Genomic DNA, 19,963 nt, shown 5'->3' on the forward strand with positions numbered 1-19,963 from the left:
AAATCTAATGGAGAACGAAGATGAAAAAAACACGTTTTAGTGAAAGCCAAATAATCAATATTTTGAAAGAAGGCGAATCGGGCGCGATGAGCGTGCCTGATTTATGCCGATTACACGGCGTGGGGCAAAGTACCTATTACAACTGGAAGTCAAAATATGGCGGCATGCAGGCTTCTGACTTGAGTAAAATGCGCGAGTTAGAAGCTGAGAACGCAAAGCTTAAAAAGATGTTTGCCGATGTCAGTCTGCAAAACATGGCACTTAAGGACATTGTCGAAAAAAAGCTGTAAAGCCAGCGCAGCGCAAAGTATTAGCTGAATATGCAGTAGTTGAGTTTGGGTTAGGCGTTGTGTTGGCCTGTGATGCAGTTGGCATTAGCCGGTGTACTTACTATTATCAGCCTAAATTGGTCGATGATAATGAGATTATCGAGGCTGTTAGTGAGCTTGCGCAAAAGCACACCACTTATGGGTTTAAAAAGATCCATAAACGGCTACGTTTGATGGGTCATTGTTGGAACCATAAACGAGTTTATAGGATTTACTGTGGGCTCAAACTTAATTTACGACGCAAGGGTAAAAAGCGCTTACCTTCGCGTGACCCAGAGCCGTTAGTAGTGCCAAGTAAGCCTAATGAGTGTTGGTCGATGGATTTTATGAGCGACAATCTTTACGAAGGAAAATCGTTTCGCACGTTCAACGTGATTGACGATTACAACCGCGAGTCATTGGCGATTGAGATTGATTCTAGTTTGCCGTCAAAACGTATCATCAGAGTGTTAGATAGAATTGCCGCATATCGTGGCTATCCAAAGGCTCTGAGGCAAGACAACGGGCCAGAATTTATCTCTCACACACTTGAAATATGGGCTGAATGTCATGGTGTAAAACTTGATTTTATCAAGCCTAGAAAACCAACTCAAAATGCCTATATTGAACGATTCAACCGAACGTACCGAAACGAGGTGTTAGATTGTTACTTGTTTAAAAGCTTGACCGAAGTACGCGAAATAACAGATAGTTGGATGGTCGATTATAATTATGAACGACCCCATGAATCATTAAACGATTTACCGCCTAAAGAATATGAGCGGCTAGATCAGGAAAGCTCTCTTGAAGTTTGATCGATAAAAGGGAGGGTTACAGTAACGCACAAAAACTGTATTTTGCTGCACGTCGACGATTTTGTATTAAAGTAGCGCTTTTCTGAATCACGCTGTATCGCTAGTTTATAGCAGTAGCGAAGCCAAATAGTCCATATGAAGGTCGGATTTATGATCCAACCCTTGGCAGGTTTTTGCAGGCTGATCCGCATATTCAGGCTCAGCAGAATTCTCAGTCTTATAACAGGTACAGCTATGTTCTTAACAATCCTCTGAGTTATACAGACCCAAGTGGATATTTCTTTGATAAGCTTTTCAAAGGAATCAATAAATTACTAGGCGACTTTGCACCAATTGTTTCTATTGCACTTACCATATGGGCGCCATGGGGTACTGGTTTCTGGGCAAGCGTTGGAACAGGAGCAATTGCAGGGGGATTGCTACAGGTAGTTTGAGAGGTGCACTGACGGGCGCATTTACGGCAGGGGTATTCCATGGCATTGGCACTCATTTTGATGGGTTAGCGGATTCTGCTGGTGTCCTGTCAAGAGGAGCTAAAATTGGAAAAACCTTAGCACATGGTTTCGCAGGTGGTTTTAGCAGCATACTCAATGGTGGTAAGTTTGGACATGGCTTTGCTAGTGCAGGTTTTACCCAAGCGTTTGCTGGGGCAATTGATGGAATTGGGGGCCGTATTGGCAATGTTACATCGGGCAGTTATTTTGATACGATTAATCGTGTTAAAAGAATAGTTGCTGCCGCCGTGGTCGGCGGGACGGCGTCTTCGATAACAGGTGGCAAGTTTGCTAATGGAGCGATAACTGGCGCGTTTTCTCGTGGATTTAATGATGAAGAACATTTTCAACAAAAAAAGTCGTCGTGGGAAAAAGCTTGGATAAAGACAAAAAGTTGGTTTAAAGAGCTCGATTTTTATGGTGGCTTTGTCGTCAGAGGAGTTGCTTCTCCGTTGTGGGATGGGGACGTAATTCCATATATGGCCGAAGCTCACGCTGGCCTGACGATTGACCTTGATGTAGTTTACTCCAATTACGGACTAGTATCGGGGTTAGATGCAGAAATTGCAGGAGTAATGGGCGGTTCTTATAATGCAGATGGCTATGGTCTATCATTTGGCAGAGGGGTAGAGTTTGGATTAACATGGGTTGATGCACAATCTTTGGCAAATTCTCAAATGTTTAATACTGACACACCATTTGGAGGGTTAAGTGTCATAACATCTAGTCAAATAGATTCATTCCATGGAATACTAATTGGTGGACCAAGCGCGGGCTTTAGTTTTTCTGCTACTACTCAAGAAAGTTCTGGTGCAATAGGACATACTCTAAAACAGAGGCGGGAATGAAATTAAGAAATAAACTCAATTTTTTTGCAATTAGTTCAGCCATTTTGGCTATAGTATTCATATTAGGTGCAATAGAAAGGTACAGTGCTGGAATTATAAATAATAGTGTAAATGAGGGTTCGAGAATGACGCTGGGTGCTTTATTCTTTTTTTACGGGGCCTTATTACTCCTTATTTTGTCATTATGCTTGAGGTTCCTAAGCAAATTCAGAAAACGCTGAGCATGTATAAAAACATGGTGCATTTGATTTAGATTGCAGTTACTGCCGGTTTGAATGGAGAGTTTAGTAAATCTAGTGGGAAATTTGGTTTTTTGGCACAGGTGAAAAAGCAATATTAACTAAGACGACTGATAACCATGGTAATGTTATTGAGTGGTTTGATGGTAAAGTCCAATTGGCTGAATGGGGTAGTAGTGATGCAACGGTATCAGATAGCGAAACTCAAATAGTTCAGGCAGTCTTCGATGTAATATTTGGTACAAGGTTCGGTAGTCGCTGTAACCGATAGTAATGGTAATGTAGACACTCAATCGTTGAATGGCCCCTATGGTGAACAAATTCAGATAATTATAGAAAATGATTTGGCGAACTTTACCAATATGTTACCAACTGACCGAGGGTATACCGGCCATAAAATGATGAATGAGTTTGGTATAATCCATATGAACGTTCGGATCTATGCTCCAACGTTAGGTAGGTTTTGCAGGCAGACCCAATCATTCAACCACCCAAAAATAGCCAATCCTACAATCGCAATTCGTATGTATTTAATAATCCAATGAGCTATACGGATCCTAGCGGTTTTAGCGTTTGGACTAATGGAGCAGTAACGGCTGCTTTTCAATTTGCGATGAATAAATTTCTTTCAGATGGAGTAGCTTCAAATCAAAAGGGGCAGGGGCGACTAATGCGTAATCCAGAAACTAACGAGATGGAGATGATACCAAAAGGTATGCAGCCTATGTATAACGAGGATGGTTCGTTGCGGGTAGAATATGGCAGGATACAAATCATAACTAATGAAGCTGCACTGGCGTTGAGCACAGAATTTGTTGGGGGGCAAGCGGCATTGGAAGCTTGTTCTGCGCATCAGGAATGTATGCGCAATTTCGTGTCAATGAACCCTTCCTCGCCCAATAGCGCATCCCCTAAACCTCTAATTCCAGGAAGCTCTTCGCCATTTAGAATAACATTTACCGGCAATTCTTGGGTTCTTGCAACTTCAAATGCTGTCAAAATATTTGAGATCGGTGTACTGTACATGGCTCATGCGGAATACTGCGCGACAGATCCCGAGGTGGTTAAAACATGTTGAAGTCAGCAATACTAATTTCAGTCTTGTCAATTTTCGCTTGTACTACTTTATCATCGGTAAGCATTGAACATCATACTATCGAAGGTCTTCCAGTCGTCTTGGTTACGAATGATGCAAATATTTGCAATGAGTACGATTTAAGTGTTTTTAGAAAGATCCAAATTGAATATGGCCTGGTTTTTGCGAATTCGGCGCTACTGTGTAGATTTTCAGAAGTACAAGGAATATCTAGGGAAACGATTTTTTTAGCTATTGATCCCAAGAGTAAATGCGCTCTTGTGTATGATAGTCTTCATGAAATCAATTCAGACCCTTGTTCCAAGAGAAAATACAATCTAATGGGTAAATGTATTACTGAAGGTTGCACCAACTCATTAGTCCAAGTTTATGGCACTAAGAAGAATGAAGAATTGAAGATACTTCGGGACGGGGTTACTTTGGTAGAGTTTGACGGTCTTGACAACTTAGCCGACATTCCAGTCGAGCACAAGCTCGCAATGGCCATGATTAACAACTCGAAACTCACGATGAATAAAATACTTTCAAGCGAAAATTTCAATGTTAATTATACATATCAGGGTAAATATTCATTGGTTGAAATTGCAATTAAGACAGAAGAAGTTAGTATTTTAAAATATTTACTACAGAATAATGCTGATTTCTGCAGTGAATGTAGCTCAATGGTGGGATATTTGAGAAAGTCTCTAAGAGCTGGTTCAATTGAAACAAGTAAGGTATTACTTGAGTATGGAGTCAAGCCCGGTGACATTTGTGAACAGCTTTTTTCCCTGCATCAAAGGAATTAGCTAATTGCAAATAAAGTGTAACTATCCCAAAGTAGTTGAAAACTCACACTATAAGCATTCGATAACAATTTGGACGAAAAAGACCGGACCGTGCGCTATTAATTTGTACTCTACAAGCCATTTCGGCAACAGGTTTTAATACTTTATTCCTAAACTTCGTCCATGCACTATAGTCACTGGGATCGATATACTTTAACGGAATGTTAAACATATAAGAGTAACCTTTATAACTTTGGCTATTTCTAAGAGGTTGAATAATCGGAACTATATGAATAAAAACAACCTAAATGAACTGACCCTCAAAGCTGGATCATAAATCCTACCACCCATGTGGACCAATAGCCTCCTCTATCTCCTTAGACTTGCAAAAACAAAGGTTGTAGCAAACACTCAATCTGATGTTTTTGTATATACGATTTAAAAGCGTTGACCTTTTAAGACTCTTCAATAGTAGCACTTATTGATATATTTGACGCCTTGCGAATATTTCGAAAACTTGACAAATTGCGAAAATTGCGAATAATACAAGGTCTCTAGTATTATCCAATGATAGTGACTACAAATATAACTGAGTACGAACAGAATGAATGTATTACATACAAGCACATTACCAAGCACCGAAGAAGTTGCGTTAGCTCGCTTGAGTAGCCAAGAACTCTCTGCGGTTTTAGAAGCTAACGGCAATGCACAAGAATTCAGTGTGGTAGGCAAAGACGGCGAAAACCACCATGTCAAAATCCCTGGCAGCGCGGTTAAATTGATGATTGAGGTATTAACACAACTTGGTCAGGGGAATAGTGTCAATATAACCCCTATTCATGCTGAGTTGACTACACAAGAAGCCGCAGACTTATTGAATATGTCGCGGCCAACGCTAATAAAGCTACTCGATGGCCATGAAATACCACATCATCGCAAAGGAAATCGCCGTAAAATAGCCTTTGTTGATGTGATGAATTACAAGCATGATATTGACACTAAACGTCTTGAGGCCTTAGATGAGCTTTCCTCATTAGATCAAGAATTAGGCTTAGGGTACTGACATCGTATGTCGACGTATACAGTAATATTAGACGCCTGTGTGTTGTACCCCGCGCCATTAAGAAGTTATTTGCTGTACTTGGCACAAACGGGTTTATATCGAGCTCGATGGTCCAATCTTATCCACGATGAGTGGATACGCAATGCTATCAAAAACAATCCACACCTCCACCCACAGGCACTTGCGCGCACCCGCGCACTTATGGATAAACATGCGGCTTCCCCACTTGTATTAGGATTTGAGCAACTCATCAATAGTATTGACTTACCTGACAAAAATGATAGACATGTGGTTGCTGCGGCTATCGTTGGGCAAGCCGAGGGTATTATCACCTTTAACCTTAAAGACTTCCCTGATGAACCATTGGCAGAGTTTGGATTAAGCGCTATTCACCCTGATATCTTTTTATCTGATATGTTTGAGTTGAACCAAAGCGTTGTGGTAGGAGCTGCCCAAAAACATAGGCGAGGTTTACGAAATCCACCGATGACTGCGCAAGCCTATTTAGATTGCTTACAACGTCAAAAACTGCCACGTTTTGTGTCAAAGCTAAGTGAATTTTCCGCATTGTTGTGAGATAGCCATTCCTTTGGCTTACTATTAGGCCTAATCTGCGCGAGGATGAGTCTTGCTATACACACTATGAAGCTTTGCTTTACTCACATGTAAGTATAGTTGTGTCGTTGAAATACTTGCATGGCCCAGAAACTCTTGGACGTGGCGTATATCAGCGTCATTGTCGACCATATGCGTAGCCGCTGCATGACGATATTGGTGACAAGCCCCACTTTTATTAATATTCGCTTTTCGGATGTACTTTGACATCAACTCAGATAACAAACATGGCTTAAAACGAGTGCCTAATGAATTTATGAAAAACGCGTTGCCCGAACGCAGATTAGACAGCATTGGCCTGGCGTCTCGTAAATATTTGACTAACCACTTACCCGCTGTTTTGCCAAACGGCACGTAGCGGTCTTTTTTACCTTTACCCATTGTAATGCGCAATTGCCGCTGCGAAAAATCAACATCAAGTAAGTCCAAATTTACCAGTTCGCCACGACGTATACCTGAAGCATAAAAACATTCCACAATAGCCCTGTCACGTATACCTTTTATGGTGGTGTGAGGAATTTGCTTTAACACGCACAATACATCGTCATAACTTAAAATAGGTTTCGGTAGCGGTAAGCCTATGCTCGGCAATTCATATTTATCCACCTCACGATGGGAGATGATTGCGCGTTGTGTTAGGAATTTGAGAAACACCCTCACCGATGTTAGGCGGCAGCGGATGGTAGTTACTGCCAGTTTACTTTTCTTTTTAGAGTGCAGAGTATGTCTAATATATGCCATATACTGCTCAAACACGTCCACATTTACTTGTGTAATATTATCGATACCGGAGGTTTCAAGCCACGCTTGGAATATGCTTAAGTGCCGCCGTTTTAGAGCAATTGTATGAACGCTGTAGTCTTTGACCAATAAGCTGTTAAGGTAAAACGCAATACAATGGGCAATATCATTGGGGGATGGCTCAATATTCATGACGAAGTACCTCAACCATGTTAGGAAAGACCAAGGTGTTAATCGCATTTTGGGTAGCTAACCAAATGGTATAGCGCCGGCCGTTTCGACGAATATATTGCGCTAACCGTTTACCGAAGATCCCTGCAATTAAGCCTTTTTCGTCATATAAGGGGACAATTAGACATCCTCTTAGCTCTTCATGTCCGGAGGGGCGCAAAAGCCCATGGACTTCCAACGCACCTCTAACCGAGGCGCCCTCAAAAGTGCGTGATGAGGCAATATGCTGATGCAGTGTTCGGTCACAAAATCCTATCTTGTGATGGTTGATATCGCGTTTCGAAATACCCATGTTTTCTAAGCTCCTAACCACGGCTAGATTCTGGCAGAGTCTACTATGATAAAAATTGACTAACTGCTCTACAACATGCTCTTGAAAATCAGAAACAGAGAGTATTTCATGATTGTAATCAACGCATGAAATAACGACACGCGTGTTTGACATAGCGCCTATATTGACGGCTAAAGTATTTAATTGATCCATTTTAGTGTTCCTATAAGGTGATTGAGAATCCCTTTTGTAGAAGCACTATTTGAACCGTAATGGCATTACGGTATATTTTCGTCTTGGCTAGATACTACTAAACTGGTAGTTTAGAGGATTAGGAACGCTATTGGTCCATATGGGTGGTCGGATTTATGACCCGACGATTGATCGGGAATCCGTCCATTTATATGGATTAATAGTAGTCGTTTCGCTCCAAACCAGCAAGAATATAAGCGCTGGGACTAGCAAGATGTTAACTAATGCCAGTACGGTTAAAACCATAAATATTATTTGACCAATCTATTTGATGATTATTTGGTCCAATCTTCAATATTAAGCCCACTTACGCGTTCAAATTCTTTAGTATTGTTAGTGACTAAAACGCATCCTGCTGCAATAGCGTGGCCTGCAATTGCGTTATCATTAGCACCGATGGGTGTGCCGCTGTCACTTAGGTGCTTTTTTACTTTTGTTGTGGCGTCAACTGCTTCTTTATCCCATGGCAACACACTTTCAACCCGTGACATGAATTCATCCACAATCACACTGTGTTTAGGTGATGATTTTTTACCAATAGCGCCAAATCGCATCTCTGCATATGTAATAGCAGAAACAACAATTCGGTCTTTGGCTTCGACATGCTTTTGTAATATTGTCAATAGATGCAGAGGACGCTCACGCATAATGAAAGAACAAATGTTTGTATCTAACATGTATGTCTTTTTCAAAATGAAACCCTACCGTCGGTAACCACATCGGTGCGCTCATTCATAAAATCATCGTCAGCTTTATCAACTGAGGAAAAGGATGACCATGATTTTCGTCGAGGTGTTAATACGACTGAATCGCCATTACGAGTAATTTCGACTTCATTTATCCCCTCGAACTCTAATTCCTTTGGTATTCTAACCGCTTGGCTTTTACCGTTTGTAAATAATGATGCTGTTGCCATATCGTGTCACCTATGCATATGTCTTGTATATGTTAATGTATATGTTATTGTATATTCAATCATTAATATGTCAAGCATATACAAATAAGTGTCACTCAATTTTAAGGATGGGAGAATGGTATTTGACGACCGTATATGCATTTGCCTGTATTTTCGTCTTGGCTAGATACCGCTAAACTGGTAGTTTAGAACGATAGGAACGCTATTGGTCCATATGAATGATGAGATGAACACCTCTTGAAACGGCATCGTTCTTCGTTAAAAGATGTGCTAAAAATTAAGATTCGAAATTTAATTTAAAACAAGAGGTGTTCAACGTGAATATTACATTAATTGGTATCGATTTAGCAAAAAACGTTTTTCAAATCTGCGGTGTTAATCAAGCGGGTAAAGCGATGTTTAACAAACAAGTTAGGCGTCAAAAGGTACTAGAAACTATTCTGCGTTATCCTGATGCGGTCATCGCGATGGAAGCGTGCAGTGGCTCTAATTACTGGGGGCGTTTGTTTCAGGCGCATGGCTTCGAAGCCAAACTTATTCCGCCCCAACATGTGAAGCCTTTCGTTAAAGGCAATAAAAACGATAGAAATGATGCATTCGCTATTACAGAAGCCGCGATGCGACCCAACATGATATTCGTCTCCCCTCGCAGTATTGCGCAAACTGACCTCATTCAAGTGCATCGGGTGCGCGAACGGCATGTTAAAGCCCGCACCGCGTTAATCAATCAAATTAGAGGTTTTTTGAATGAGTTCGGTATAGTGTTTGCGGCAGGGAAAGAGAAACTGCAACTCGCTTTACCTGAATTATTGGTAAAGGAAGAAAGTGAGCTGACGCCTTCCGCAAACGATTTACTCACGCAATTAATGCAAGAATGGCGACGCATAGACGACACCATAAAAACACTTGAAAAAACGATAATGGTGCAAGGTAAAACATCACTCGACGCTGCCCGCCTTCAAGAAGTCAAAGGCATTGGTAAAATGACCTCTACGGCTGTGGTTGCATTTGCCGGTAATGCAAAACAATACAAAAACGCAAGACACTTTGCTGCGTGCTTAGGGCTTGTCCCCAAAGAGCATTCAAGCGGCGGTAAGCAAAAACATATTGGTGTCACTAAGCGTGGTAACGTGTATGTGAGGAAGTTACTGATACAAGGGGCTTGGTCTATTGTCAGAAATGTTGAAGGCAGCAATGACCGACTATCCATATGGGCAAAGCAGCTCATCATTAGACGCGGCAAACAAATAGCCGCAGTGGCACTGGCCAACAAACTTGCCCGCATAATATGGGCTCTGTTAACACAAGAAGCTGTTTATAACGACGCGCATGTTACGCAAATAGAAACCACGCCAGCATGAGAGTGACATAGTCACCACTGGCACTCACAATTTACCCATAAAAGGATATTCTCACCCCAAGACGCGACCTGAAAAATGGCATAACCGGTTAGACCGACCTTTGCAAAGCTGTACGCGCCCGAGAAGGCATCACTTCGCATGAACGATTAAGCAGCAAAGGAGCGGATCTCATTTAGGCCAGGCAAACATAATGCCATCAAATAGGCCGTATATACGGAAGCAGTCTTACTCAGGTTATGAAAGACGGTTGTGGTAAAGGGTACTGAATATAAGGTGTTACTAACATGAATTAACTAGAAAGTAACGCAAGGTTTAGCCGACTTCTGATAGTCTGTATTCGTCCGAGAGCAGAATAGCTCGCATGAACGATTAAGAAGCAGAAAGTCAGCATTTAGCTATAAAAACGACTTGCGGTGTGAGAGGTGTACATATATGGACGGATTTACGATCCGCATTAGCTGCTTGTAGATGCACTCAAAAGACTAGTAAGTGCTAGTAATGAAGTTGGATTTCGGTTGGCTATTGGCGATGCAAAGCACAGCGAAATGGCGTTTTACGAAAAAAACGACCGATCATTCCAAAATAGTGTGGTGATTAACGGCAACTCTGGTTGATGGCAATGTAAACTAAGGAAGATAATTCTTGGTTTGGTATTGTTTTGGAGTAAATGAGGTAATGCGCTTAAAAAGTCGTGCGAAAGAACTACTGTCTTCATAGCCTACGGTTGAAGCTAAGGATTTAATATTGACCTCGCCAAGCTCTAATAAACGCTTGGCCTGTTCAACCCTAATTGCTTGGATATATTCAACAGGGCGCATACCAACGCTCGCCTGAAAGCGCCTATTTAGGGTGCGCGGCACAAGATTAAAATGCCGACCTAAACTGGCTACGTTCATATTGGTCGCGAAGTTATCCTCTATATAATCTTGCACTTCACGTACTAGTGCATCGTGATGAGCTTTATATAAATTCACGTTTGCATATAAACTCTGCTTACGTCGTGATGCATCAATCACTTGTGTTTTTGCGACTTGCATTGCAATCTCACGACCGCAGTAGCGTTCAATTAATAGCAGGCCCAAATCATAAAATGCACTGCCGCCTGCAGCGCAAAATATATTCTCATCTTGGGTTACCAGTTTCGACTCGTTTAATTTTACCAATGGGTACGCGCTTTTAAACTTATTAGCGTAGCCCCAATGTGTCGTGGCTTCTTTATGATCTAGCAAGCCGCTGTTGGCAATTAAAAACGCGCCACTGCAATTGCTAGCAACATCGACTCCTTGCTTAGCAATGCGAATAATATGAGGGAGCAGCGCTTTTGTATTGTTTAATACTTTATCGATAGAATCGCCAATAGTGGGAATTAATAATAAATCACAATGGTTTATTTGGCTTAAGTCACAATGAGCCGCTATTTTGAGACGGTTGCTACACCATACATCTTGCTTATACAAGGTAGCGATTTGCACGTCAAAGCGCGGTTCTACTGGGGCGTTCACAAAGCGTTGCCAACTAACTCCAGTAAAAGAGAATAAATCTAAAGCGCCGGTTAAAGCGCTACCTAACACACCGTCAAAACCAACGATTACAACTTTTAAAGGCTTAAAGTATGGCATTTGTTTCCTTTTGTTCAATACGTTATTCGTGGCTGTTTTAGATAGCTATCATTGTCACTAATAGTTGTCACTTATCGCATTTATTATGTCATAAATGACAGTGTATGTGCTTGAAAAATTAAACTACCATGTAAACATCAAGTGTCGTGAACAAGCACGATAGCGTTGTATTTATATATTCGTTTGCAATTAATGTGTACAGCGAGCGTAAAATCACAAACGTTTAGATTACATTTACAAGGGACAAATTATGGCCGCAGACACCCTCATACACGATTTTGAATTACCGTTTCAGTTATACGATGTGCTAAATACCGAAAAACTATGCGAACACGAAAGATTTAGCGAGCATAACCGCGAGACCTTTGATGCAGTCATCGATACTGCAAATAAAATGGCGACTAACTTGTTTTTACCTCACAACCATATTGCTGATCAAAATGAACCTAAATTTGATGGCAAAAAAGTCACTATGATTGACGATGTAAAAATTGCCTTTGATGCGTTTCGAGAGTCCGGTTTTATAGCTGGAAGATATGCCTTTGAAGATGGTGGTATGCAGCTTCCTGAAACCGTAATGACGGCGGTTTCTGGCTATTTTATGGCCGCAAACCCATCCACTACCGCCTATCCATTTTTGACCGCGGCTGCCATCAATGTAATATCACATTTTGCGAGTGATGAACTTAAAGCCGCATTTATGCCGCGCATGTTAAGCGGTGATTTTACCGGGACGATGGCACTTACCGAGCCTCATGCAGGCTCATCATTGGCAGATATTCATACCACAGCAACGCTACAAGATGACGGCACTTATCGCATCAAAGGAAGCAAAATTTATATATCGGGTGGTGAACATGAACTGTCAGACAATATCGTGCATTTGGTCTTGGCTAAAATTCCTGGCGGGCCATTAGGGGTTAAGGGCATTTCTTTGTTTGTTGTGCCCAAGTTTCGACTCAATGATGATCAGTCAGTGGGTACGCGTAACGATGTTCAGCTAGCGGGTTTACTGCATAAACTGGGATACAGAGGAACTACCTCTACTGCACTTAGCTTTGGCGAAAATGATGACTGTCATGGCTATTTAATTGGCCAACCGCACTTTGGTTTACGCTATATGTTTATGATGATGAACGAAGCAAGAATTGGCGTTGGTTTTGGTGCAGCAATGATAGGGTACAGAGGCTACCAATATTCGCTTGATTATGCCAAAGACCGAACCCAAGGCAGAGTTGCGCCAAACAATAAACCAGAAGACCCAGCAGCGCCTATTATTATGCATGGTGACGTAAAGCGCATGCTGTTGGCACAAAAAGCCTACACGGAAGGTGGTATGAGTTTATGCTTGTATGGTTCTAATCTTATCGACCGAATAAACACTTGTAGTGATGAGCTTGAAAAACAATCTTTAACAGAGTTACTTGATTTGCTTACCCCCGTGTTAAAAGCCTGGCCTTCAGAGTTTGGTCCTAAGGCCAACGATTTAGGCATTCAGGTGCTTGGTGGTTCGGGCTATACGCGCGAATACTTCTCTGAACAATTTTGGCGTGACAACCGCTTAAACCCTATTCATGAAGGCACAAATGGTATTCAGGCGCTAGATTTGACTTGTCGCAAGCTGTGGCAAAATAAGGGACATGGACTAACGATCCTTAAGCGCGAATTAGAAAAAGACTTACAGGCTATTAGCACTGAGCAAAGCGCAGCTATGGCCAAAAAGCTAGGTCCATATTTGGGAGAGCTCCATGATGTAGTTTTGCATTTGAGAAAAGTAATGCAAAGCGAAAAAGCCATTACCCTAAGCGCAAATGCGCAGGCCCTAATGAATATATTTTCAACGATTGTGGTGAGTTGGATATGGATTAGGCAGGCCAGTGCAGCTGAAAAGTTGTTAGCACAAACAAATGATAGCCAAAAGCAAGACTTTTACAAAGGTAAAATTCAGGCGGCTAAATATTTTATATCATGGGAATTGCCCATCATTTCGCGCGACATACAAATATTGAAAGACAACGACGATGTATGTGCAAACGTAGAGTCAACTTGGTTTTAAGGAGATAAAAATGAAGAACAAACAATGGCGATTAAAAGCCCGTCCATTTGGAGAACCCAATAACGATACTTGGGAGTTTACAGAGACCGAAATCCCAACTATAGAAGATGGGCAACTTTTAGTGAAAGTAGAATATATTTCGCTAGACCCAGCCATGCGCGGCTGGCTAAATGACGCTAAGTCTTATATAGAACCGGTTCAAATTGGTGACGTTATGCGTGCAGGCACAATAGGGCGTGTGTTGCAGAGTAAGCACAGCGACTACAGTGAAGGTGATTACGTTTGTGGATACAGTGGCGTGCAAACTTATGGCGTTAGTGATGGTACAGGCTTGTACAAAGTGGACCCAAATTTAGCACCCCTGTCTTATTATTTGGGCGTGTTGGGTATGCCTGGCATGACCGGTTATTTTGGACTACTCAAAAGTGGCCAACCAAAAGCGGGTGAAACCGTTGTGGTTTCAGGTGCTGCTGGTGCAGTTGGCAGTTTGGTTGGACAAATTGCGCGAATAAAAGGGTGCCGTGTCGTGGGGATTGCAGGCGGGCAAGATAAATGCAAATTTTTGGTTGATGAGCTTGGTTTTGATGCTGCCATTGATTACAAAAACGAAAACGTGAAAAAAGCCCTTAGGCAAACTTGTCCAAATGGAGTTGATGTATTTTTTGACAATGTTGGCGGTGATATTTTAGATGATGTCCTCACTCAAATTAATCTTCGTGCACGCATCGTAATATGCGGAGCAATTAGCCAGTATAACAACACAACACCAGTAAAGGGCCCTTCAAATTATTTATCCCTGCTCGTCAATCGTGCCCGCATGGAAGGCATTGTTGTATTTGATAACGTGAAAGAATATCCCATCGCCATGAAAGACATTGGTGGCTGGATAAAGAGCGGCGAAATGAAGGTGAAAGATCATGTGGTTGAGGGTATAGAGAGCTTTCCAGACACTTTAATGATGTTATTTAAAGGTGAAAACTTCGGCAAACTTGTCATTAAGGTAGGGGAGTAAATACTGATGAAAGATTTATTTGATTTAAGCGGCAAAATTGCCTTGGTTACTGGCGCGAGTCGCGGCATTGGCGAATCGATAGCACGTTTATTGGCGAGTAAAGGAGCTCATGTTATTGTATCGAGTCGCAAGATTGAAGCCTGTCAAGCTGTTGCCGATAGCATCGTCGCAGATGGCGGAAAAGCAAGTGCAGTTGCCTGTCATGTTGGTGAAATGGCACAAATAGACGCCGCGTTTGCTCATATCAAAGAAACCTTTGGTCGCTTAGATATTTTGGTTAATAACGCGGCGGCAAATCCTTACTTTGGGCATATACTTGACACTGATTTGGCTGCCTACAGTAAAACTGTTGATGTCAATATTCGCGGGTATTTCTTTATGTCTGTTGCCGCAGGAAACATGATGAAAGAGCAGGGTGGCGGTGTTATTTTAAATACAGCGTCTGTCAATGGTATACGACCCGGTGATATGCAAGGTATTTATTCTATTTCTAAAGCCGCCGTTATCAGTATGACTCAATCATTTGCAAAAGAATGCGGTAGTCTGAATATTCGCGTTAACGCCTTACTGCCGGGGCTTACTGACACAAAGTTTGCGTCCGCCTTGACCACTAATGACAGTATATTAAAAACGGCTCTTAAAGTGATTCCGCTTGGCCGTGTTGCGCATCCTGACGAAATGGCTGGAACGGTGTTGTACTTAGTCTCTGATGCATCAAGTTATACGACTGGTGCTAGCGTCATTGTTGACGGCGGTATGTTGGCTTAGGCAAGCTCCTAAAAAAATAATTGACAATAAAAAAGCCAGCATTGAAATATCTTCAACTCGCTGGCTTTTATTATTCTTCTATTGAAATAGTGGCGTATTGAACGCTTATGTTACTTCAAGGTTAGTGCAATGGCCTTAGCAAGAGGCTCAACGTTATTGTGGTTTATGCCTGCTATATTTACCCTACTTGAGTCAACAAAATAAATACTGTGTTCGCTGCGCAAGGTTTGTACTTGCTCAGGGGGAATACACAAGTAAGAAAACATTCCTTTTTGCGTGTTGATAAAGCTAAAATCTTTATCAATATTTTGCTGCTTAAGATTACTCACTAGCATTTCGCGCAAGGTTGCCATTCTTACTCTCATGGCTTCTACTTCGTTTACCCATGTTTTATAGAGTACTTGGTTATTTAATATGATATCAACCAAAGCGCCGCCATATGAGGGAGGCATAGAGTATATACCCCGCGCAACAGACTGGATTTGCGACTGTGCTACGTTTTTCACCTTCTCATCTTTACACACGATGGCAGCTAGGCCAACTCGCTCTCTGTAAAGGCCAAAGTTTTTCGAGCATGAGGCTGCTACAATCACTTCGTCAACGCTCTCACAAAGTAATCTCAGACCGTATGTGTCTTCTTCTATGCCATCACCAAAGCCCTGATAAGCAATATCTACAAAGGGTAAGAAACCAACTTTAGCCGCAAGTGCTGCTACTGCTTGCCATTGTGCTTTGCTTAAATCAGCACCGGTAGGGTTATGGCAACAGCCATGTAGTAAAACCACATCGTTAGCACCAATGCCTGATAAACAATCCAGCATTTCATCAAATTTAATACTCGCGCTTTGTTTGTCAAAATAAGGATAGGTTTTAATATTTAAGCCAGCGTCACCAATTAACGGGATATGATTCGCCCAAGTAGGATCGCTTACCCAAACAGTGGTGTTTTTATCAACTCTCACCAGTAGTTCAGCTAAAATTCTTAATGCTCCACAGCCACCGGGGGCTTGAACCGCAGCAACTCTGTTGTTCGCCAAGACACTTGAATTTTCTCCTAGAAGCAGGTTCAACATGCCATTTATGTAACCCTGATTGCCTTGGGGAGTAATATACACTTTAGAGGTTTCACTGGCTAAAAGTAACTGCTGCGCTTGGGCAACAGAATCCAATATAGGCGTATTGCCTAGTTCGTCTTTGTACACACCAACACCCAAATCAATTTTATGTGGATTAGGGTCTTGTTTAAAAGCAGCTGACAAGCCAAGAATAGGGTCAGGAGAAAGCGCGGGTAGAGTTTCAAACACGAAGGGCAGTCCTTAAAATGACATTAACAAATAAGTATGCGCATTATGCCAATATTTAATCGGATTTACAGGAAAAAATAGCGTATACGTGAATAAAGATTATCTTTTTGGGTTAGGCCTTAATTGTGAACTGGTGGACCTTCGCACCGATGCGTTTACCTTGAGGAGAAAACGTTCTTTCTTCCCAATATACTTCTTGTCGCTGGTCGATTAGTAAAACTGTGCTAGAACGCGTTCCGTATTCTGGACTCGTAATGAAAATAGATGACAGTTTTTTTTCTAATTCGAGAGGAATACCAGTGTTAGGTAAATCTTCATCTTTAGCGGGAAGATTATTTCCCAAAAGCTCAAATAGGTGCTCATAGCTTAAATCGTCTGCTTGTTCGCAATACCTTGCTAACTCGCTTTTACCCATATCCAATTTGGGCCAAGGGCTGTCTAAGCTTGCATTTGAAAGACCATAGACACCTTCTTCTAACTCAAACGCGGTATTGTCAAAACTATTATAAACCTGAAGCTGACTAAGGTTGCCAAATAGCAAATTGTAACCGTTGTAATCAAAATGACTTTTTTGAAGTGTGGACAAATAATTGCTTTGACTCGTTGAGTTAGCCAAGTAATTTGTGACTAATTCGCCGCGACTAAGCGCATTTTCGCGCTCTTTCCCTGGCGCTCTTATATTGGTTAAGGCTGCGATATCACCTTGTTTATTAATGCCCATCCAAGTGCCGCCAGCACGCAGGTCTCTTCCTGCTAATATATTCTTATGATCAGACCAAAAATCAGCCGGCGATGTAGGGCGTTCATGAAATTCATCGCGATTTGCCGCGATGATAAGAGGGTAACGTGGGTGCAGCTTAACCGCTATAAATAGGATACACATCGTGGGGTAATCAGCTTAATATTTTCTGCTACGAACATTTCGGCCTATACCATAGTGAATTGTTATCATAACATCAAATAAAAAAAGCAGATTTGTATGCTAATATCCCTGCATTATGTAAAGAAGCGAATTTTAAAAAGTAAAATGGCTTTTTCGACTCGCAGACTAGGTGCCCAGGACTTACACACGTGAAAAAAATACGACAAGCTAGTAGATTGGTTCATGCCGACCGTAAATTAAATGAGCCACAATTTGGTGCTGTGCACGAGGCCAGTAATAACTCAGTGCTTTTTGATTTTGAAGATGTGGCCGATTTAGAAGCCGTATTCCAAGGTAAGCAAGCGGGGCACGTTTATTCACGCAGTTCATCGAGTTCTGCTGTTGCGTTACAAAACGTACTTGCGGAACTCGACGGTGGTATAGCCGCTACGGTCTTTGCAACAGGCATGGCGGCGATAAGTGCAACGATGCTTTCGTTATTAAGAGCAGGTGACCATATTGTTGTTAGCCAATATTTATTTGGAAACACGCGAAGCTTTTTTGATCACCTTCAACACTTTGCCATCCAAGTAACTTATGTTGATGTAAGTGACGCTACAAACGTTGAGAAAGCTATAAACACCAAGACAAAAATTGTGTTTACAGAGACCATTGCTAATCCAGGCACACAAATAGCTGATTTGTATAAAATCGGTGATTTATGCCAAGCACACCATTTGTTGTTTATTGTTGACAACACGATGTCTCCTTGTGTGATGCTTGATGCCAATTCAATTAAAGCTAATTTACTCACAACCTCGTTAACAAAGTATGTTGCTGGGCACGGTAATGTTTTGGGCGGTGCTCTTGTTGACTTAGGAAACTTTGATTGGACAAAATACAGTAATATTGATGACTTTTATAAAAGTGCTGACCCAGCTATGTGGGGCACGATACAGATTAGGAAAAAGGGCCTTCGAGATTTGGGAGGGACACTCGCGCCGCAATCTGCCCATTTAGTTTCTGTTGGACTTGAAACACTAGCAATGCGGATGCAAAAGACTAGCGATAATGCTTTGAAAATAGCTGCGTTTTTAGATAAAAACGATAGTATACAAGAGGTTAATTATCCAGGTTTAAAAAATCATGCCCAGCATAATTTAGCGACGCAGTTATTTACTGAGGACTGCGGATTTGGCGGCATTTTAAGTTTTGAAATTTCACCTTCAATTAATTTAAGAGGCTTTTTAAATCAGCTCAAATTGATTCTTAGGGCTACACATTTGGGAGACACCCGCACTTTAGCCTTGCCCGTCGCGAGCACTATATTTTACGAAAATGGTCCGCAAAAACGGGCTGAAATGGGCATTTCTGATACGTTAATCAGGTTGTCTGTAGGTATAGAAGATAGTCGTGATTTGATTGAGGATATAGCCCAAGCATTGATTCTTGCTAAAGCCTAAATGATTGGGTTAAGCAACACCTTAGATCTTGCTTAACCCAAATATCGCTATTGTGGTTTATTAAGTGCAGTGGCGACATCGGCCAAGAAGTCACTGTCTAAAGGTGCTACTTTGCTGCCGTAATGCGTAATCACCGAGCCATCTTTATTCATCAGGTATTTGTTAAAATTCCATTTAGGAGACTTTCCACCCGCTTCTTCCGCCAATTTGGCAAATAATGGGTCAGCGTCTTTCCCGCGTACCGACGTTAGTTCAAACATGGGGAAATTAATTCCATATTCTAGTTTACACACTTCAGCGACTTTACTCTCGTCGGCGTGTTCTTGTTTAAAATCATTTGATGGAAAACCAACCACCATAAGACCATCATCCTTGAAAGTAGAATACAACTCTTCAAGTGCCTCAAATTGCGGGGTGTAACCGCAATTACTCGCGGTATTAACAAATAAAACGGCTTTGCCGGCATAAGCTTCACACATATTGACAGTTTCTTGTGAATTCAGTTTACGCTTTACGTATTTAAGTACGTCGGGGCATTCACTAGCTTGAGTGACTGCTGAGGCAAGTAATAAACTTGCAAGGACTAATAATTTCATGATGTTTCCTATTGTTGTTCTGCAATGCCTGATGCTGTTTAAAACAGTTAATTCGGTTTTTTAGATCACTGTTTAGTCGCTATACATTCATATCAGAAAAAATTGCGTTGCCATAATACTTCTAAAATAGATTCTACTTTAATAAATTCCCTATTTACTGAATAATAGACTTAAGTAGTTTCCTTAGCATCACTTTACATCTTTAAAAGTATACTAGGTGGAATTAATACTGATTTGTTCTTTCATTCACATAACATAATAAAGAC

At 41.5% G+C, this 19,963-nt stretch carries 20 protein-coding genes; 12 read left to right on the forward strand and 8 right to left on the reverse strand.

Annotated elements, in window-relative coordinates; translation table 11 throughout:
* Positions 1-20 precede the first annotated feature (20 nt).
* The 7 genes from AC0L6H_RS14850 (at position 21) to AC0L6H_RS14880 (ending at position 6,206) form a co-directional block, all read left to right on the forward strand.
* Positions 21-1,123 (forward strand): IS3 family transposase gene (locus tag AC0L6H_RS14850; protein WP_473389894.1). Its coding sequence is split into 2 segments (ribosomal slippage): positions 21-285 and positions 285-1,123, totalling 1,104 coding nucleotides; the frame shifts between segments, so codons are not numbered across the junction.
* A 146-nt stretch (positions 1,124-1,269) separates the two neighbouring features.
* Positions 1,270-1,557: an RHS repeat-associated core domain-containing protein gene (locus AC0L6H_RS14855; protein ID WP_473394551.1), complete on the forward strand. Its 288-nt coding sequence runs from the start codon at positions 1,270-1,272 to the stop codon at positions 1,555-1,557.
* On the forward strand, positions 1,488-2,465 hold the full coding sequence (locus AC0L6H_RS14860; protein WP_473389895.1) for a hypothetical protein: 978 nt from the start codon (positions 1,488-1,490) through the stop codon (positions 2,463-2,465). The genes AC0L6H_RS14855 and AC0L6H_RS14860 overlap by 70 nt, the downstream gene beginning before the upstream one ends.
* Before the next feature lie 702 nt (positions 2,466-3,167).
* Positions 3,168-3,782 (forward strand): hypothetical protein, encoded by a 615-nt coding sequence (locus AC0L6H_RS14865; RefSeq protein ID WP_473389897.1) that lies wholly within the window; start codon positions 3,168-3,170, stop codon positions 3,780-3,782.
* Entirely contained in the window at positions 3,776-4,588 is an 813-nt protein-coding gene (locus tag AC0L6H_RS14870; RefSeq protein WP_473389898.1) for a hypothetical protein, read from the forward strand. Before AC0L6H_RS14865 ends, AC0L6H_RS14870 begins: the two co-directional genes overlap by 7 nt.
* A 583-nt stretch (positions 4,589-5,171) precedes the next feature.
* Positions 5,172-5,630, forward strand: coding sequence for a helix-turn-helix domain-containing protein (locus AC0L6H_RS14875; protein ID WP_473389899.1), 459 nt, complete (start codon positions 5,172-5,174; stop codon positions 5,628-5,630).
* A gap of 6 nt (positions 5,631-5,636) precedes the next feature.
* Entirely contained in the window at positions 5,637-6,206 is a 570-nt protein-coding gene (locus tag AC0L6H_RS14880; protein ID WP_473389900.1) for a PIN domain-containing protein, read from the forward strand.
* A gap of 30 nt (positions 6,207-6,236) precedes the next feature.
* Here the strand turns inward: AC0L6H_RS14880 and AC0L6H_RS14885 are convergent, their stop codons facing one another.
* From AC0L6H_RS14885 to vapB, 4 genes are all read right to left on the reverse strand, one after another.
* The gene (locus tag AC0L6H_RS14885; protein WP_473389902.1) at positions 6,237-7,178 is read right to left on the reverse strand and encodes a tyrosine-type recombinase/integrase; all 942 of its coding nucleotides are present in this window, start codon (positions 7,176-7,178) and stop codon (positions 6,237-6,239) included.
* The gene (locus tag AC0L6H_RS14890; protein WP_473389903.1) at positions 7,168-7,701 is read right to left on the reverse strand and encodes a hypothetical protein; all 534 of its coding nucleotides are present in this window, start codon (positions 7,699-7,701) and stop codon (positions 7,168-7,170) included. Before AC0L6H_RS14890 ends, AC0L6H_RS14885 begins: the two co-directional genes overlap by 11 nt.
* A gap of 314 nt (positions 7,702-8,015) precedes the next feature.
* Positions 8,016-8,417, reverse strand: a complete 402-nt coding sequence (locus AC0L6H_RS14895; protein ID WP_473389904.1) for a type II toxin-antitoxin system VapC family toxin — start codon at positions 8,415-8,417, stop codon at positions 8,016-8,018.
* An 11-nt stretch (positions 8,418-8,428) separates the two neighbouring features.
* Entirely contained in the window at positions 8,429-8,656 is a 228-nt protein-coding gene (gene vapB / locus AC0L6H_RS14900) for a type II toxin-antitoxin system VapB family antitoxin (RefSeq protein WP_473389905.1), read from the reverse strand.
* A 317-nt stretch (positions 8,657-8,973) separates the two neighbouring features.
* Between vapB and AC0L6H_RS14905 the strand changes: the two genes are divergently transcribed.
* Positions 8,974-10,017 carry an IS110 family RNA-guided transposase gene (locus AC0L6H_RS14905; RefSeq protein WP_473389906.1) on the forward strand — a complete coding sequence of 348 codons (1,044 nt, stop codon included), beginning with the start codon at positions 8,974-8,976 and terminating at the stop codon, positions 10,015-10,017.
* A gap of 626 nt (positions 10,018-10,643) precedes the next feature.
* On the opposite strand, the gene AC0L6H_RS14910 is transcribed toward AC0L6H_RS14905, so the two are convergent.
* Positions 10,644-11,636, reverse strand: a complete 993-nt coding sequence (locus AC0L6H_RS14910) for a GlxA family transcriptional regulator (protein ID WP_473389907.1) — start codon at positions 11,634-11,636, stop codon at positions 10,644-10,646.
* A 250-nt stretch (positions 11,637-11,886) separates the two neighbouring features.
* Between AC0L6H_RS14910 and AC0L6H_RS14915 the strand changes: the two genes are divergently transcribed.
* From AC0L6H_RS14915 to AC0L6H_RS14925, 3 genes are read left to right on the forward strand one after another with little or no spacing between them, the layout of a single operon-like run.
* The gene (locus tag AC0L6H_RS14915; RefSeq protein WP_473389908.1) at positions 11,887-13,692 is read left to right on the forward strand and encodes an acyl-CoA dehydrogenase; all 1,806 of its coding nucleotides are present in this window, start codon (positions 11,887-11,889) and stop codon (positions 13,690-13,692) included.
* A 10-nt stretch (positions 13,693-13,702) separates the two neighbouring features.
* Positions 13,703-14,704 (forward strand): NADP-dependent oxidoreductase, encoded by a 1,002-nt coding sequence (locus tag AC0L6H_RS14920; protein WP_473389909.1) that lies wholly within the window; start codon positions 13,703-13,705, stop codon positions 14,702-14,704.
* A 6-nt stretch (positions 14,705-14,710) separates the two neighbouring features.
* Positions 14,711-15,472, forward strand: coding sequence for an SDR family oxidoreductase (locus AC0L6H_RS14925; RefSeq protein ID WP_473389910.1), 762 nt, complete (start codon positions 14,711-14,713; stop codon positions 15,470-15,472).
* A 110-nt stretch (positions 15,473-15,582) separates the two neighbouring features.
* Here the strand turns inward: AC0L6H_RS14925 and AC0L6H_RS14930 are convergent, their stop codons facing one another.
* Positions 15,583-16,776, reverse strand: coding sequence for an amino acid aminotransferase (locus AC0L6H_RS14930; RefSeq protein WP_473389912.1), 1,194 nt, complete (start codon positions 16,774-16,776; stop codon positions 15,583-15,585).
* Between the two features lie 112 nt (positions 16,777-16,888).
* Positions 16,889-17,659: an NRDE family protein gene (locus AC0L6H_RS14935; protein WP_473389913.1), complete on the reverse strand. Its 771-nt coding sequence runs from the start codon at positions 17,657-17,659 to the stop codon at positions 16,889-16,891.
* Between the two features lie 188 nt (positions 17,660-17,847).
* Between AC0L6H_RS14935 and AC0L6H_RS14940 the strand changes: the two genes are divergently transcribed.
* On the forward strand, positions 17,848-19,101 hold the full coding sequence (locus AC0L6H_RS14940; RefSeq protein ID WP_473389914.1) for a cystathionine gamma-synthase family protein: 1,254 nt from the start codon (positions 17,848-17,850) through the stop codon (positions 19,099-19,101).
* Positions 19,102-19,148: 47 nt separating this feature from the next.
* Here the strand turns inward: AC0L6H_RS14940 and AC0L6H_RS14945 are convergent, their stop codons facing one another.
* Positions 19,149-19,697, reverse strand: a complete 549-nt coding sequence (locus AC0L6H_RS14945; protein WP_473389915.1) for a glutathione peroxidase — start codon at positions 19,695-19,697, stop codon at positions 19,149-19,151.
* Positions 19,698-19,963 lie beyond the last annotated feature (266 nt).

It is taken from the genome of Glaciecola sp. G7-5 (assembly GCF_055808975.1).

Excerpts from the sequence above, each read along its gene's own strand:
- AC0L6H_RS14860 (WP_473389895.1), top strand. The coding sequence starts at position 1,488 with ATGGGGTACTGGTTTCTGGGCAAGCGTTGGAACAGGAGCAATTGCAGG.
- AC0L6H_RS14870 (WP_473389898.1), top strand. The coding sequence starts at position 3,776 with ATGTTGAAGTCAGCAATACTAATTTCAGTCTTGTCAATTTTCGCTTGT.
- AC0L6H_RS14875 (WP_473389899.1), top strand. The coding sequence starts at position 5,172 with ATGAATGTATTACATACAAGCACATTACCAAGCACCGAAGAAGTTGCG.
- AC0L6H_RS14880 (WP_473389900.1), top strand. The coding sequence starts at position 5,637 with ATGTCGACGTATACAGTAATATTAGACGCCTGTGTGTTGTACCCCGCG.
- AC0L6H_RS14885 (WP_473389902.1), bottom strand. The coding sequence starts at position 7,178 with ATGAATATTGAGCCATCCCCCAATGATATTGCCCATTGTATTGCGTTT.
- AC0L6H_RS14890 (WP_473389903.1), bottom strand. The coding sequence starts at position 7,701 with ATGGATCAATTAAATACTTTAGCCGTCAATATAGGCGCTATGTCAAAC.
- AC0L6H_RS14895 (WP_473389904.1), bottom strand. The coding sequence starts at position 8,417 with ATGTTAGATACAAACATTTGTTCTTTCATTATGCGTGAGCGTCCTCTG.
- vapB (WP_473389905.1), bottom strand. The coding sequence starts at position 8,656 with ATGGCAACAGCATCATTATTTACAAACGGTAAAAGCCAAGCGGTTAGA.
- AC0L6H_RS14910 (WP_473389907.1), bottom strand. The coding sequence starts at position 11,636 with ATGCCATACTTTAAGCCTTTAAAAGTTGTAATCGTTGGTTTTGACGGT.
- AC0L6H_RS14915 (WP_473389908.1), top strand. The coding sequence starts at position 11,887 with ATGGCCGCAGACACCCTCATACACGATTTTGAATTACCGTTTCAGTTA.
- AC0L6H_RS14920 (WP_473389909.1), top strand. The coding sequence starts at position 13,703 with ATGAAGAACAAACAATGGCGATTAAAAGCCCGTCCATTTGGAGAACCC.
- AC0L6H_RS14925 (WP_473389910.1), top strand. The coding sequence starts at position 14,711 with ATGAAAGATTTATTTGATTTAAGCGGCAAAATTGCCTTGGTTACTGGC.
- AC0L6H_RS14935 (WP_473389913.1), bottom strand. The coding sequence starts at position 17,659 with ATGTGTATCCTATTTATAGCGGTTAAGCTGCACCCACGTTACCCTCTT.
- AC0L6H_RS14945 (WP_473389915.1), bottom strand. The coding sequence starts at position 19,697 with ATGAAATTATTAGTCCTTGCAAGTTTATTACTTGCCTCAGCAGTCACT.